Annotated in this window: 13 protein-coding genes; 8 read left to right on the forward strand and 5 right to left on the reverse strand. The window is 72.2% G+C overall.

Translation table 11 applies throughout. The features are described 5' to 3' along the window. Window positions 1-132 precede the first annotated feature (132 nt). The 6 genes from OIE12_RS29620 (at window position 133) to OIE12_RS29645 (ending at window position 6,436) form a co-directional block, all read left to right on the forward strand. Window positions 133-1,650 carry a sugar ABC transporter ATP-binding protein gene (locus OIE12_RS29620; RefSeq protein WP_329140583.1) on the forward strand — a complete coding sequence of 506 codons (1,518 nt, stop codon included), beginning with the start codon at window positions 133-135 and terminating at the stop codon, window positions 1,648-1,650. Then, window positions 1,647-2,687 carry an ABC transporter permease gene (locus OIE12_RS29625; protein ID WP_329140584.1) on the forward strand — a complete coding sequence of 347 codons (1,041 nt, stop codon included), beginning with the start codon at window positions 1,647-1,649 and terminating at the stop codon, window positions 2,685-2,687. Before OIE12_RS29620 ends, OIE12_RS29625 begins: the two co-directional genes overlap by 4 nt. Beyond that, the gene (locus OIE12_RS29630; RefSeq protein WP_329140586.1) at window positions 2,680-3,702 is read left to right on the forward strand and encodes an ABC transporter permease; all 1,023 of its coding nucleotides are present in this window, start codon (window positions 2,680-2,682) and stop codon (window positions 3,700-3,702) included. The genes OIE12_RS29625 and OIE12_RS29630 overlap by 8 nt, the downstream gene beginning before the upstream one ends. A 56-nt stretch (window positions 3,703-3,758) precedes the next feature. Beyond that, on the forward strand, window positions 3,759-4,841 hold the full coding sequence (rhaS, locus tag OIE12_RS29635; RefSeq protein ID WP_329140588.1) for a rhamnose ABC transporter substrate-binding protein: 1,083 nt from the start codon (window positions 3,759-3,761) through the stop codon (window positions 4,839-4,841). Between the two features lie 184 nt (window positions 4,842-5,025). Continuing rightward, a complete protein-coding gene (locus tag OIE12_RS29640; protein ID WP_329140591.1) occupies window positions 5,026-5,349 on the forward strand; it encodes an L-rhamnose mutarotase in 324 nt (107 codons plus the stop codon). Between the two features lie 61 nt (window positions 5,350-5,410). Continuing rightward, window positions 5,411-6,436, forward strand: a complete 1,026-nt coding sequence (locus OIE12_RS29645) for a LacI family DNA-binding transcriptional regulator (RefSeq protein ID WP_329140593.1) — start codon at window positions 5,411-5,413, stop codon at window positions 6,434-6,436. Window positions 6,437-6,637: 201 nt separating this feature from the next. Here the strand turns inward: OIE12_RS29645 and OIE12_RS29650 are convergent, their stop codons facing one another. The 3 genes from OIE12_RS29650 to OIE12_RS29660 form a co-directional block, all read right to left on the reverse strand. After that, window positions 6,638-7,360 carry a DUF2470 domain-containing protein gene (locus tag OIE12_RS29650; RefSeq protein WP_329140595.1) on the reverse strand — a complete coding sequence of 241 codons (723 nt, stop codon included), beginning with the start codon at window positions 7,358-7,360 and terminating at the stop codon, window positions 6,638-6,640. 85 nt (window positions 7,361-7,445) lie between these two features. After that, entirely contained in the window at window positions 7,446-8,054 is a 609-nt protein-coding gene (locus tag OIE12_RS29655; protein ID WP_329140597.1) for a TetR/AcrR family transcriptional regulator, read from the reverse strand. A 43-nt stretch (window positions 8,055-8,097) separates the two neighbouring features. Beyond that, entirely contained in the window at window positions 8,098-9,216 is a 1,119-nt protein-coding gene (locus OIE12_RS29660; RefSeq protein ID WP_329140599.1) for an FAD-dependent oxidoreductase, read from the reverse strand. A 56-nt stretch (window positions 9,217-9,272) separates the two neighbouring features. Here OIE12_RS29660 and OIE12_RS29665 point away from each other — a divergent pair, with 56 nt between their 5' ends. Continuing rightward, window positions 9,273-9,965, forward strand: a complete 693-nt coding sequence (locus tag OIE12_RS29665; RefSeq protein WP_329140601.1) for a TetR/AcrR family transcriptional regulator — start codon at window positions 9,273-9,275, stop codon at window positions 9,963-9,965. A 146-nt stretch (window positions 9,966-10,111) separates the two neighbouring features. Beyond that, entirely contained in the window at window positions 10,112-11,650 is a 1,539-nt protein-coding gene (locus OIE12_RS29670; RefSeq protein WP_329140603.1) for a cytochrome P450, read from the forward strand. On the opposite strand, the gene OIE12_RS29675 is transcribed toward OIE12_RS29670, so the two are convergent. Together OIE12_RS29675 and OIE12_RS29680 are read right to left on the reverse strand one after the other, a co-directional pair. Then, window positions 11,612-12,445, reverse strand: coding sequence for a pentapeptide repeat-containing protein (locus tag OIE12_RS29675; protein ID WP_329140605.1), 834 nt, complete (start codon window positions 12,443-12,445; stop codon window positions 11,612-11,614). The two genes, OIE12_RS29670 and OIE12_RS29675, sit on opposite strands and share 39 nt — an antisense overlap. Window positions 12,446-12,536: 91 nt before the next feature. Further along, window positions 12,537-13,844, reverse strand: coding sequence for an alpha/beta fold hydrolase (locus OIE12_RS29680; RefSeq protein WP_329140607.1), 1,308 nt, complete (start codon window positions 13,842-13,844; stop codon window positions 12,537-12,539). Window positions 13,845-13,941: the final 97 nt, after the last annotated feature.

The raw sequence follows: 13,941 nt of genomic DNA on the forward strand, positions 1-13,941 counted from the left end.
CCTACCACTGGCGAGAATTGTGTCCGGAACCCATTGACGCCGACTGTGTGGAACTTCTAACGTCCCGGCCATCCAGTTGAAACCTTTCACGACGTGGTGAGGCTCTCCTCCGAGCGTCGTCGAGGAGCCCTCATGACCCAGCCGGCCGACAAGGGCCCGGTCCCCGTGCTCGCACTGAAGGGCATTTCGAAGTCCTTCGGCGCCGTGCGCGCCCTGAGGGACGTGTCCCTGGAACTGTTCCCCGGCGAGGTGCACGCCCTCGCCGGCGAGAACGGTGCGGGCAAGTCGACCCTCATCAAGACACTCGCGGGAGTGCACCGGCCCGACTCCGGGCAGGTCCTGCTCGACGGCGAGCCGACCGTGTTCCACGGTCCGGGCGACGCACGGGATGCCGGCATCGCCGTGATCTACCAGGAACCGACCCTCTTTCCCGATCTGTCGATCGCCGAGAACATCTTCATGGGCCGCCAGCCGCGGCGCGCGCTCGGCCGTATCGACCACAAGGCCACCCACGCGGCCACGGCCGCGCTGATGACGCGGCTCGGCGTGGACCTCGACCCCGACCGCCCGGCCAGCGGGCTGTCCATCGCGGACCAGCAGATCGTCGAGATCGCCAAGGCGCTCTCCTTCGACGCCCGCGTCCTCATCATGGACGAGCCCACCGCCGCCCTCACCGGCAGCGAGGTCGCCCGCCTCTTCGGCGTGGTGCGCACGCTGCGCGAACAGGGCGCCGCGGTGCTGTTCATCTCGCACCGGCTGGAGGAGATCTTCGACATCTGCCAGCAGGTGACGACGCTGCGCGACGGTGCCTGGATCGCCAGCGAGCCGCTCGCGGGCATGACCGAGGACGACCTGGTCCGCCGCATGGTCGGCCGCGACCTCGACGAGCTCTACCCCAAGCAGGACGTCAAGGCCGGCGAGGTGGCGCTCAGCGTCCGCCGGCTGACCCGCGAGGGCGTCTTCACCGACGTCTCCTTCGAGGTGCGGCGCGGCGAGATCGTCGGCCTGGCCGGACTCGTCGGCGCCGGGCGCACCGAGGTGGCCAGGGCGGTGTTCGGCATCGACCGCTGGGACGCCGGCGAGGTCGAGCTCGACGGACGCAAGCTCACCAACGGCGCCCCCTCCACCGCGATGGCCGCCGGGCTCGCCCTGGTCCCCGAGGACCGCCGCGCCCAGGGCCTGGTGATGGACATGTCCATCGAACGCAACATCGGGCTCACCGGTCTGCGTACGACCGTCAAGGCCGGCCTCATGGACCGCGGCGCCGAACGCAGCCGCTCCCTGGACTGGGCCGTCAAGCTCCAGGTCAAGTACGCGCGGATCGCCGACACCGTCAACACGCTGTCCGGCGGCAACCAGCAGAAGGTCGTCCTCGCCAAGTGGCTGGCCACCGGCCCCAAGGTGCTGATCGTCGACGAGCCCACCCGCGGCATCGACGTCGGCACCAAGGCCGAGGTGCACCGCCTGCTCAGCGAGCTGGCCGCCGACGGCGTCGCCGTCCTGATGATCTCCTCCGACCTGCCCGAGATCCTCGGCATGGCCGACCGCGTCCTCGTCATGCACGAGGGCCGGCTCACCGCCGAGATCCCCCGCTCCGACGCCACCGAGGAAACCGTGATGGCCGCTGCCACCGGGAGGGCCGCCGCATGACGGTGACCACTCCCCACCCCGCCGCCACCGACGAGGCGCCCAAGTCCAGCGGCACCCGGCTGGTCGACCGCGTCTTCAAGATGCGCGAACTCGCCATCCTCGTCGTCTTCCTGGTGATGATCGCCCTCACCCAGGCCGGCAACAGCGAGTTCCTGTCCGAACAGGGCATCAAGGACCTGCTGCTCAACGCGACCATCCTGGTGCTGGTCGCCACCGGCCAGTCCCTGGTCGTCATCACCCGCAACGTCGACCTGTCGGTCGGCTCCACCCTCGGCATCAGCGCCTTCGCCGCGGGCATCTACCTCCAGGGCGGCGGCAACCCCGTCATCGCGATCGTGCTCGCCGTGCTGCTCGGCATCGGCTTCGGTCTGCTCAACGGACTGCTCGTCAGCCTCGGCCAGGTGCCCGCGCTCGTCGTCACCCTCGGCACGCTCTACATCATCCGCGGCATCGACTCCATCTGGGTCGGCTCCCGGCAGATCACCGCGGCCGACCTGCCCAACGGCTTCGTGAAGTTCGGCTCCGGCGGTCTGTCCGCCGTGCCGTGGCTCGCGCTGATCGCCCTGGTGGTGCTCGTCGGCACCGCCTACTACCTCAAGCAGTTCGGCAGCGGCCGCGAGCTGTACGCGCTCGGCTCCAACCCGGAGGCCGCCCGGCTGGCCGGCATCCCCGTCCGCAAGCGGATCCTCGTCGCCTACACCTTCTGCGGCGCCCTCGCGGGCCTGGCCGGCGCGCTCTACCTCGCCCGGTTCGGCAACGTCGACTCCGGCACCGGCAACGGCTACGAACTCACCGTCGTCAGCGCCGTCGTCGTCGGCGGCGTCGTCTTCACCGGCGGCTCCGGCAGCGTCTACGGCGCGGCCCTCGGCGCCCTGCTGCTGACCTCCATCAACAGCGTGCTGCCCGCCCTCGGCGTCAGCTCCGTCTGGGTGCTCGCCATCAACGGTGTGCTGCTCATCCTGGCCATCGCGGTCGACCGGATCGTCGCCCTGCGCGTGGCCAACAGCCTGAAGAAGAGGAACGCCCGCCATGCCTGACTCCCTGACGCGCGCGATCCGCTGGGACACGGTGGTCGGCGCCCTCCTCATCGTCCTGCTGCTGCTCTCCTTCGGCTTCGTCGACGGCTTCGGCAACGCGCTGAACCTGTCGTTCCTGATCGGCAACACCCTGCCGATCGCGCTCATCGCGCTGCCGATGACCCTGCTCGTCGTCTCCGGCGAGATCGACCTGTCCGTCGCCTCCACCGCCGGCCTGTCCGGCTCCGTCATGGGCGCCCTGTGGAACCAGGGCATGACGATCGAGACGATCATCCCCATCTGCCTGCTGCTCGGCATCGCCTGCGGACTGGTCAACGGTCTCCTGGTCACCCGGCTCGGACTGCCCTCCCTCGCCGTCACCATCGGCACGCTCGCCGCCTACCGGGGCATCGCACAGATCGTGCTCGGCTCCGACGCGGTCACCGACTTCCCCACCCAGTACCTCGACTTCGCGGCCGGCCGCATCGGCGAGTCCTTCCTCCCGCAGGCGTTCATCCCGTTCCTGGTCCTGCTGGCGATCGCCGTGGTCGTCCTGCACGCCACCCCGTTCGGACGGTCGCTGTTCGCCATCGGCGCCAGCGAGGAGGCCGCCCGGTTCGCCGGCATCCGGGTCAAGCGCCACAAGCTGATCCTCTTCGTCGCCACCGGCTTCATGGCCTCCCTCACCGGCATCTTCTGGGCGCTGCACTACGCCAGCGCCCGGTACGACAACGCCACCGGGCTCGAACTCTCCGTCGTCGCCGCGGTCCTGCTCGGCGGGATCGACTTCGACGGCGGCAAGGGCACCCTCGGCGGCGCCGTCGCCGGTGTCTTCCTGCTCGGCGCGCTCCAGAACGCGATGAGCCTGCTCAACGTCTCCGCCCAGTCCCAGATCGTCGTCACCGGCGTCCTGCTGGTCGTCTCCGTGCTCGGCCCCCGGGTGGCACGGCAGATCTCCGTCGCCAGGGCGGGCCGCAGGGCCGCGCCGCCGACGACACCGGCGAACCGCGAACCGGCGGCCGCCCCGACCCCGTAACACCGGTCTTGTCTTCCTTGGTTCATTCCTGTTCACCCTCGTAAAGGACAACCGTCATGCGCTCGCCGAACATCCGCCGTACCTGTGCCGCCCTGGCCGCCGCCACCTCGCTCGCCCTCGCCCTGACCGCGTGCGGTGGCACCACCAAGAACGACGTCAAGGACGACGGCGGTTCGAACAACTCGGCCGGCAAGGCCGACCCGAACGCCGCGACGAAGAAGGGCCTGACGGTCGCCTTCCTGCCCAAGCAGGTCAACAACCCGTACTTCACCGTCGCCGACAAGGGCGGCGAGAAGGCCGTCAAGGAGCTCGGCTCCACCTACAAGGAGGTCGGCCCGAACAGCGCCACCGACACCTCCGGCCAGGTCTCCTACGTCAACACGCTGACCCAGCAGCAGGTCGACGCCATGGCCGTCTCCGCGCAGGACCCGGGCGCGCTGTGCACCGCGCTCAAGCAGGCGATGACCAACAAGATCAAGGTCGTCACCTACGACTCGGACACCAAGACCGACTGCCGCAACGCCTTCATCTCGCAGGCCTCCGCCGAGGACCTCGGCCGCACCGAGGTGCAGCTCATGGCCGAGCAGATCGGCTACAAGGGCGAGATCGCGATCCTGTCCGCCGCGCAGACCGCGACGAACCAGAACACCTGGATCGACTTCATGAAGGACGAGCTGAAGAAGGACAAGTACAAGGACATCAAGCTCGTCAAGGTCGCCTACGGCAACGACGACGCCCAGCAGTCCTTCCAGCAGACCCAGGGCCTGCTGCAGGAGCACCCCAAGCTGAAGGGCATCATCTCCCCGACCACCGTCGGCATCAAGGCGGCCGCCCAGTACCTGTCCGGCTCGAAGTACAAGGGCAAGGTCAAGCTGACCGGCCTCGGCACGCCGAACGACATGCGCAAGTACGTCAAGAACGGCACCGTCGAGGCGTTCGAGCTGTGGGACCCGGCGAAGCTCGGCGAGCTCGCCGCCCGCACCGCCGTCGCGCTGTCCTCCGGGCAGATCACCGGCAAGGAGGGCGAGACCTTCAAGGCCGGCGACCTGGGCGAGTACACGATCGGCAAGGACGGCGTGATCGCGCTCGGCAAGCCGACCGTGTTCGACAAGAAGAACATCGACCAGTTCGACTTCTGATCCGGGCTCTGATCCGGGTTCTGATCCAACCTCTGATCAACGGCCGCATGCTGGCTTATTCTTCACTGATCGTTCAACCTCGCCGAGGCTTCACGGCGAGCGCGGGCCGGTCGTACGATCGGTGGCCGCAAGGTCACCGGCCGTCCGGCCGGCCCGCTTCACCCCTCAAGGGAGCGGTAGTTCCATGCAGCGCGTCTGTTTCCTGCTCAAGGTCCGGGAGGACCGCATCGCCGAGTACCGTGAGCGGCATGCCTCGGTGTGGCCGGAGATGCGCGCGGCACTGTCGGCGACCGGCTGGCACAACTACTCCCTCTTCCTGCGCGAGGACGACGGCCTGCTCGTCGGTTACCTGGAGACCGAGGACTTCGAGGCGGCCAAGGCCGGCATGGAGGCCACCGAGGTCAACGGCCGCTGGCAGGCCGAGATGGGCCCGCTGTTCGAGGCGCTCGACGGGAGCCGTCCCGACGAGGCGATGAAACCGCTGACCGAGGTCTTCCACCTGGCCTGAGCGGCCACGTTCTTCCGTCTCACCGCCTCGCCCGCGCACTTACTCTGGAGGTACCTGCCCCATGGCCCATTCGGTGGGTATCAAGGACGTCGCCCGCGCCGCCGGAGTCTCCGTGGGCACGGTCTCCAACGTCATCAACCGGCCCGACACGGTCGCCTCCGAGACCCGCGCCCGGGTGCTCTCCGCGATCGACCGGCTCGGCTACGTCCGCAGCGAGTCCGCCCGCCAGCTGCGGGCCGGCCGCAGCCGGATCATGGGGCTGCTCGTGCTCGACATGGGCAACCCCTTCTTCGTCGACGTCACCCGCGGCGCCGAACGTGCCGCGCGGGACGCCGGGCTCGGCGTGATGGTCTGCAACAGCGCCCAGAGCACGGGCGAGGAGGCCGAGTACCTCGCCCTCTTCGCCGAACAGCGGGTGCGGGGCGTGCTGCTGACGCCGACCGACGCGAGCGGGCGCAACATCGACGCGTTCCGGCGCCACCAGATCCCGTTCGTCCTCGTCGACCGGGTCGCCGAGGGCACCACCGAGTGCTCGGTCTCCGTCGACGACGTCGCGGGCGGGGCGCTCGCGGTGCGGCATCTGGTCGACGCGGGGCACCGCTCGATCGCGTACGTCAGCGGGCCGTCCGGGCTCAACCAGGTGCGCGACCGGCGGACGGGCGCGCTGAACGCGCTGGCCGAGGCGGGGCTCGGCGAGGACGTCCTGCGCGAACTGCCCACCGAGCGGCTCGACGTGGCGGCGGGGCGGGACGCGGGGGCGCGGCTGCTGGGTCTGGCCGACCGGCCCACCGCGGTGTTCTGCGCGAACGACCTGCTGGCGCTGGGGGTGCTGCAGGCGATGTTCTCGGCGGGGGTGAGGGTGCCGGACGACCTCGCGATCGTCGGGTACGACGACATCGAGTTCGCGGCGGCGGCCGCGGTGCCGTTGACGTCGGTGCGGCAGCCGGCGGTGACGATGGGGGCGCTGGCGGCGGAGCTGCTCCTGGAGGAGACGGAGGCGGAGACGGCGTCCCGCCCGCACGAACACCGACGGGTCGTCCTCCAACCGGAACTGGTGGTCCGCCGCTCGAGCCTGTCGCTGCGCTGAGGGGGGTCCCCTTCGTTTCCTCGCCCCCGCCGCCCCTACCCTTCCCGTCCCCGGGGGGCAAGCCCCCGGACCCCCGAAAAGATCGCGCAGTTCCCCGCGCCCCTTGATAGGGGCGCGGGGAACTGCGCAACGGGGTTCAAGGGGCGGAGCCCCTTGAAGGGATGGGACGGGTAGGGGCGGCGGGGGCGAGGAAACCGGGCCTCAGCCACCGTTTCCGGTCACCCGCGGCAGCGCCCTCGCGGCGCACACCCTCCCCGCCTGCGCGAGCAACACATGCATCCGCTCCGACATCTGCGCCACGTCGTCCGCCGGCCGATGAAACGTCAGCCGCACATCCCCATGCCCCCGCACTCGCTCCACCCGCAACGTCAGCCCATGCCGGTCCACGGCCAACGGCCGCACCCGCACCGCCCCCTGCAACCGCTCCCGCCCCACCAGCCGGCTCAACCTCTCCACCGCCTCCGGATGGCAGTCCGCGAGATGCGTCAGCAACCGCGCCTCCGCCCCCGCCAGCGGATCCGGCTCGGCGGCGGCGTACTCGTCGAGATCGACGAGGACCGCCCCCGACGCCTGCCGCAGCACCACCCGCGTGGGCCGGAACACCAGGTGTTCCTCCTCCAGCGCGCACCACCCCGCCAGCCACAGCCGCGCGCGGATCCGCGCCCGCACCGGCACGGGCGCGACATCGGCGAACTCCAGCACCACCGACGGCTCGCCCCGCGGCGCACAGACCGCCGCGGTGAGCAGTCCGCTGTCCTCGGGCACGGTCAGCAGGATTCTGCCGTCGGCGTCGACGCGGTGCGCGCCGACGAACTCCTCCTTGCCGCCCTCCGAGGTCACCGCGCAGCTCCACGCGGTGGCCGGCACCGTGCGGGCGCGTTCCGCCGCGGCGGGCGCCGCCGTCCAGGTGTGAGGGTCACCCATGCCCAAGCCTCCTTAGGTAAGCCTCACCTAACTTACCGAAGATCGGGGAGTACGCCAACCACAACCGCCGAGCGCGCGGCGGACGTCAGGGAGAAATGGCCCCCAACAGCGCCCGTACACACAGATCCCGCACCTGCTCCCGGCTCGGCTCCCCGTGTCGCAGCCACTCCAGGCACACCGCCGTGGTGAACGCCAGCCAGCCCCGCACCGCCATCCGCAGCTCGGGCCGCTCCTCGGTGGTCCAGCCGAACTCCGGGTCGGCCGCGAGCGCGGCGAGGATCTGCCGCTCCTGGGCGGCCAGCGACCGCCGGTAGACCTCGCGCACCGCCTGGTCACCGGCCGCGTCGGCGCGGTGGAAGGCGCGGAAGCCGTGCGCGTGCTCCGCCACGTAACCGAGGAAGGTGTCGAGCCCGGCGGGCAGTTGCGCGCGTACGGACACGCCCGGAACGGCGGCCGTCATCCGCAGCATCCGCTCGCTCTCGCGCGCGACGACGGCGGCGAAGAAGTCCCGCTTGGTGGGGAAGTAGTGGTACAGCAGCCCGCGCGACACACCCGCGATCTCGGCGACCTGCTCGATCCACACGTCGTCGTAGGGATCGTCGGAGAAGAGCCGCGCCCCGACCGCGAGCAATTGCTCCCGCCGCTCCTGCGTACTCAACCGCCGCCGCACCCGCGCCTTGCCCCCGTCGGTCATGCCCGCACTGTACTGTCCCGCCCCGGCACCCCGTCCCCGGTGCTCAGCGCGCCTGAACCCGGTCGAAGAGGGCGACCGCCGCACCGGGGTCCGCGCTGACGAGCCGTTCCAGACCGTCCGCGGTCATCCTGGCCCACCGGCCGGCCCGGGCCCACATCCGTTCCTCGAAGGCGCGGACGGCGTCGTCCGGATCCGCGGGACCGGCGGCGAGGGCCTCGGCGAGTTCGGCACCCTCCAGCATCGCGAGGTTCGCGCCCGCCCCCAGCGGCGGCATCAGATGGGCGGCGTCGCCCAGCAGCGTCACCCCGGGCACGTGGGGCCAGGTGTGGGACACGGGGAGCACGTGGAGCGGACGGTGGACGAAGGCGGAGCCGCGGCGGAGGAGGTCGAGGACGGGGGGAGCCCACCCGTCGAACAGGGCCAGCAGATGGGCGCGTACGGCTTCGGCGTCCGCCAGGTCCAGGTCCGCGTGCCAGTCCAGCGGCGCCCGGAACTGGGCGTACACCTTCACGTGGCCGCCGCTGTTGCGCTGCGCGACGAGGGCCCGGTGCACGCCGTACACCGCGAGGGAACCGTCGCCGACCAGCCGGGCGAGGTCCGGGTGCCGGGTGTCGACGTCGTCGAGGGAGGTCTCGACCGCGGTGACGCCGGTGTAGCGCGGTGTCGCCGGTGAGAGGGCGGGGCGGACCCGGGACCAGGCGCCGTCCGCGCCGACGACGAGGTCGAACGGCTCCCGCCGCCCGTCCGCGAAGTGGACCAGTACGCCGTCCCGTCCCCCCGGCGCCACCCGCGTCACGCCCCGGCCCCACCGGACGTCGAGGGGCCCGAGCAGCAGGTCGCGCAGGTGCCCCCGGTCGATCTCGGGGTTGGCGAGCTCCTTGGGGCCGGGCCGCCAGTCGCGCAGCACGGTGCCGTCCGGGTCCAGGATGCGCATGGCCTGCCCCTCGGGACGGGACAGCGCCCGGAACTCCGGCAGCAGCCCCGCCTTCTCCAACGCCGCCTGACCCAGCCCTCTCTGGAGGTCGAGCGTGCCGCCCGGGGGACGGGCGGCGGGGTGCGGATCGCGTTCGAGGACGGTGACGGGGTGGCCGTGGCGGTGCAGGACGCGCGCGAAGGTGAGCCCTCCCGGGCCGCCGCCGACCACGGCGATACGTTGTCTCATGGCGATACACCGTATCGGTGCCCTACGGCGCATCGCAAGGTCGGTACGGTGTCCCCATGACTGTCTGGGACCGGCCGGAGCCGCCGAACCACCCCGTGCCGCTCGACCGGGAGCGGATCGTCGCCGCCGCCGTCGCACTGGCCGACGAGGGCGGCCTGGAGGCGGTGTCGCTGCGCAAGGTCGCCGCCCGCCTGGACGCCGGCCCGATGCGGCTGTACCGGTACATCGCCACCAAGGAGGAGCTGTTCGACCTCATGGTGGACGAGGTCCAGGCCGAGATCGTCCCCGAGGAGCCCGCCGGTGACTGGCGCGAGGCGTTGCGGGGCCTCGCCCACCGCACCCGGCGGGCCGCGCTCCGCCACGAATGGCTGGCCGACCTCCTCGGCAGCCGCCCCGCCTTCGGCCCGAACGGCCTCGCCCTGAGCGAGTCCACCCTGGCCGCCCTCGACGGCCTCGCCGACATCGACACCGTCATGCGCGCGGTGGAGACGGTCAGCGCCTACTACATCGGCGCGATCAGACGCGAAGTCACCAATCTGCGCGCCGAACGCGCCACCGGCCTGACCGAGCACGACTGGCAACGCACCCGCGGCCCCCACCTCACCCGCATGCTGGCCACGGGCCGCTTCCCCACCCTGTCCAAGGCAGTCCACGACGCCACGGACATGGCTCCCGAGACCTCCTTCACGACCGGCCTGGACTGGGTCCTCGACGCCGTGGCCGTCCGGCTCGACCGGCCGCCGGCCTGACGCCCGGTCCTCGTCCGGGGCTCCACTCCCGATGCTTGACGGCGGTTCGGTGCGGGACCAGACTGGCGACGTTATTGAACCCACGTACAACACGAGGCGTGCGCCGGGGTGTCGTACCGGTCTGCCGCGCCGAGGGGGAGGGCGTCATGGCCCGGACGACGGCAGGCGCATCCGAAGTGTGGGACGGGCTTCCCAGGGGGTTCCGCAGTGCGGAGCTCGGGTGGCCCGAGCTGGGGCGCATACCGCATCCGCCGCGTCGGCTGCCCGTCGGCGGGGATCTGCTCGGGGCCGACGCGCGGCGGCCGTTGCAGGATTCGATGCGGTACGCGCGGATGCTCGGGCCCGTCTTCCGGCGCAAGGTGTTCCGGCGGGAGTTCGTGTTCGTGTGGGGCACCCGGTACGCCGCCGACATGGCCGACGAGTCACGGTTCGCCAAGCACGTCGGCCTCGGCGTGGCCAATCTGCGCCCCGTCGCCGGGGACGGCCTCTTCACCGCGTACAACCACGAGCCGAACTGGCAACTCGCGCACGACGTGCTCGCCCCCGGATTCAGCCGGGAGGCGATGGGCGGCTACCACCCGATGATGCTGGACGTCGCCGAACGGCTGATCGACCGCTGGGACGCGGAGGAGGCGGCGGGCCGCGTCGTCGACGTGCCCGCCGACATGACCAAGCTGACCCTGGAGACGATCGCCCGCACCGGCTTCGGCCACGACTTCGGCTCGTTCGAACGCGCCCGCCCGCACCCCTTCGTCACCGCGATGGTGGGCACCCTCACCTACGCCCAGCGCCGCAACGCCGTCCCCGGACCGCTCGCCCCGCTGCTCCTGCGCGCCGCCGCCCGCCGCAACGAGGACGACATCGCGCTGCTCAACCGTACGGTCGACGCGGTGATCGCCGCCCGCCGCGGCACCGGCGGCGACGGCGGCGGCGACCTCCTCGACCGGATGCTCGACACCACGCACCCGGAGACCGGCGAACGGCTCGCCCCGGAGAACGTGCGCCGCCAGGTCATCACCTTCCTCGTCGCCGGGCACGAGACCACCTCCGGCGCGCTCTCCTTCGCCCTGCACCACCTCTCCCTGCACCCGGAGACCGCCGCCCGCGCCCGCGCCGAGGTCGACGCGGTGTGGGGCGACACCCCCCGCCCCGACTACGCCCAGGTCGCCCGGCTGCGCCACGTACGCCGGGTGCTGGACGAGTCGCTGCGGCTGTGGCCCACCGCGCCCGCCTTCGCCCGCGAGGCGCGCGAGGACACCGTGCTCGCGGAGGAGCACCCGATGCGGCGCGGCGCGTGGGCGCTCGTCCTCACCGCGATGCTGCACCGGGACCCCGAGGTGTGGGGAGCGGACCCGGAACGGTTCGACCCGGACCGGTTCGAGCCCGCCGCCGTACGGGCCCGGCCCGCGCACACCTTCAAGCCGTTCGGCACCGGGGCGCGCGCCTGCATCGGCCGGCAGTTCGCGCTGCACGAGGCCACGCTCGTCCTCGGACTGCTGCTGCGCCGCTACGAGCTGCGGCCGGACCCCGCCTACCGGCTGCGGGTCGCGGAACGGCTGACGCTGATGCCACAGGGACTGCGGATCGGGCTGGAGAGGCGGCGGACCACCGGAGCCCCTACGGCTCCGGCGCGGGCGGACGCCTCCTCAGCTCCGCGCTGTCCAGTGCACCGGACGGCCGAGTGACGCCGGCAGCTTCGTGCCCGCGCCGCCGCGGGCGGCGGTGAGCTGCGGCTGGGTCAGGAACAGGGTGCCGGTGAGGTCGGCGCCGGTGAGGTCGGCGTCGCGCAGGTCGGTGCCCAGGAGGTCCGCGCCGCGCAGATCCGCGCCGGTGAGGTCGGCGGCGATCAGGCAGGCGCCGCGCAGGCTGATGCCCCGCAGGTCGGCCCCCCTCAGCCGGGCGCCGATCAGGTCGGCGTTGCGCCGGTCCTTCCGGCGGCCGCGCAGCCCCGCCCGGGCCAGCTCGCTGCTCCGCTGCAGGAGCGCGCCCACCTCCTGCCGGTGCGTGCCGACGTCCAGCGCGGCCAGCTCCTTGGGCGTGCCGAGGCTGAGGCGCTCGACGCGCTCCCGGGCGCGGCGCAGCTCGGCGTGGACCGGGCGGGCGGCGGGGAGCGCGAGGGCCTCGCCCAGGTAGTGCAGCAACTCGTGCAGCTGCCGGACCACCGGGAAGACGTCGAACATCTGCCGGGCGTGCGCCCGGCCGCCGGTACGCCAGTCGCGCCCGCCGAAGGTCACCTGCGAGACCTTCTGCCCCGCGCCGAAGCAGTCGTAGACCGTGCAGCCGGTGAACCCCTCCGGCCGGAGCCGGTCGTGGATCCCGCACCGGTGGTCGCCGCCGAGGTGCGGGCACGGGGTGCCGGCGGCCTTGTCCCGGGCGAAGTCGGCGGAGGCGGTGAAGGGCAGGGCGACACAGCACAGGGCGAAGCAGCGGGAGCAGTCCGCGCGCAGGTCGGGGTCGGCGGGGGAGGCGGAGGCGGGCATGCCCCCACCCTAATCGGCGGCCCAAGGCCGCTCGAACACCGATCGAACGCCCGGCCCGGCGCCCCCACCCGTCCTCACTCCCCGTCCGCCCTCACGCCTCGTCTCTCACCAGAGCCAGCAGCCGGTCCAGGACCCGGGGGCCGCTCGCCCGCAGCCCGTCGTGCTCGTACTCGTCGGTGACCCACGTCCGCAGCCCCCGGATCGCGCGCGCCGTCTCCAGCGCGTGCGCGGTGTCGACGTACATGTCGTCGTGGTAGACGGCGGCGGCCACCGGCACCTCGTTGGCGGCGAGCCGCTCGCGGTCGTACAGCGACGGCCAGTCGGTGCGGGCGGCGAGGAGGTCCGCCGTCTCGCGCAGCGGGCGCAGCGCGGGGTCGGACTCGAACATCCAGGGGTGCACGGACTCCCCGGTGAACAGCACCGGGCCGTCCCCGGCCAGCGCCTTCGCCGCGTCGAACTGCGGGAACTCGGCGCGGACGCGCTCCGCGGACCAGTCGGTCGGGCGGCCGTCCCCGCCGTAGATCGTCTCGTGGACGAGCGCGTACAGCGGATGGGCGGCGTACGACAACTGCGCCTGCGCCTCCTCCTGGAAGGCGTCGGAGAGTGCGGGCCCGTTCGGGGTGGTGACGAAGGCGTCCTCCAGGAGGTAGTGCAGCCGGTGGCTGCCGTCGCCGCTGCCGAGGAGGATGCCCAGGGACTGGAACGCCTCCACGGTGAGCCGGTAGCCGTTCGGCAGTACGACGGGCTCGTGGGTGAGCAGGTGCTCGGCGATGCGCCGGGCGCGCTCGACGTCCTGCGGGTAGCGGTCGTAGTGCGCGGCGACCTTGCGTTCGATACGGGGGTACGCGGCGCGGTAGACCTCGTCGGCGTGGACGGTGAGGGACGGCAGCCCGCCGGTGAGGAGCGCGGCGCTCAGCCCCTCGGGCGCGGCGGACAGGTACCGCACGGTGCAGAAGCCGCCGAAGCTCTGGCCGAGGACGGTCCAGGGGGCGCCGCCGGTGAGCCGCGGCCGGATGGCCTCGCAGTCGCGGACGATGACGTCGGCGCGGAAGTGCGCGAGGTAGTCGGCCTGGGCGCGGGGGCCGCCGCGCAGGGGGAGCGTCTGGCGGTTGGCGGGCGTGGAGGCACCGGTGCCGCGCTGGTCGAGCAGGAGGACCCGGTACTCCTCCAGCGCCCGGCCGAGCCACGCCTGCTTCCCGCTGAAACGGTTCGCCCCGAAACCGGGGCCGCCCTGGAGGTAGAGCAGCCAGGGCAGGCCGTCGTCACCGGCCCTGTCACTGGCGACGGCCTCGCGGGCGAAGAGCTCGATCTGCTCACCGCCGGGGTCGCCGTAATCCAGCGGCACGGTGAACCGGTGATCGGTGAGAACGACGCCGGGTTGGCGGTAGGTGAGGCTCAAGGGGGTCTCCCTGGGGCATGCGGACGGCGTGCGGGTGGTGATCAGTCCAGCACATCGGGAGGGGGCGTGCGGATGGGGGTGGGGGAAATCCCTATGA

The sequence above is a fragment of the Streptomyces sp. NBC_00670 genome (assembly GCF_036226765.1).
GTDB lineage: Bacteria > Actinomycetota > Actinomycetes > Streptomycetales > Streptomycetaceae > Streptomyces.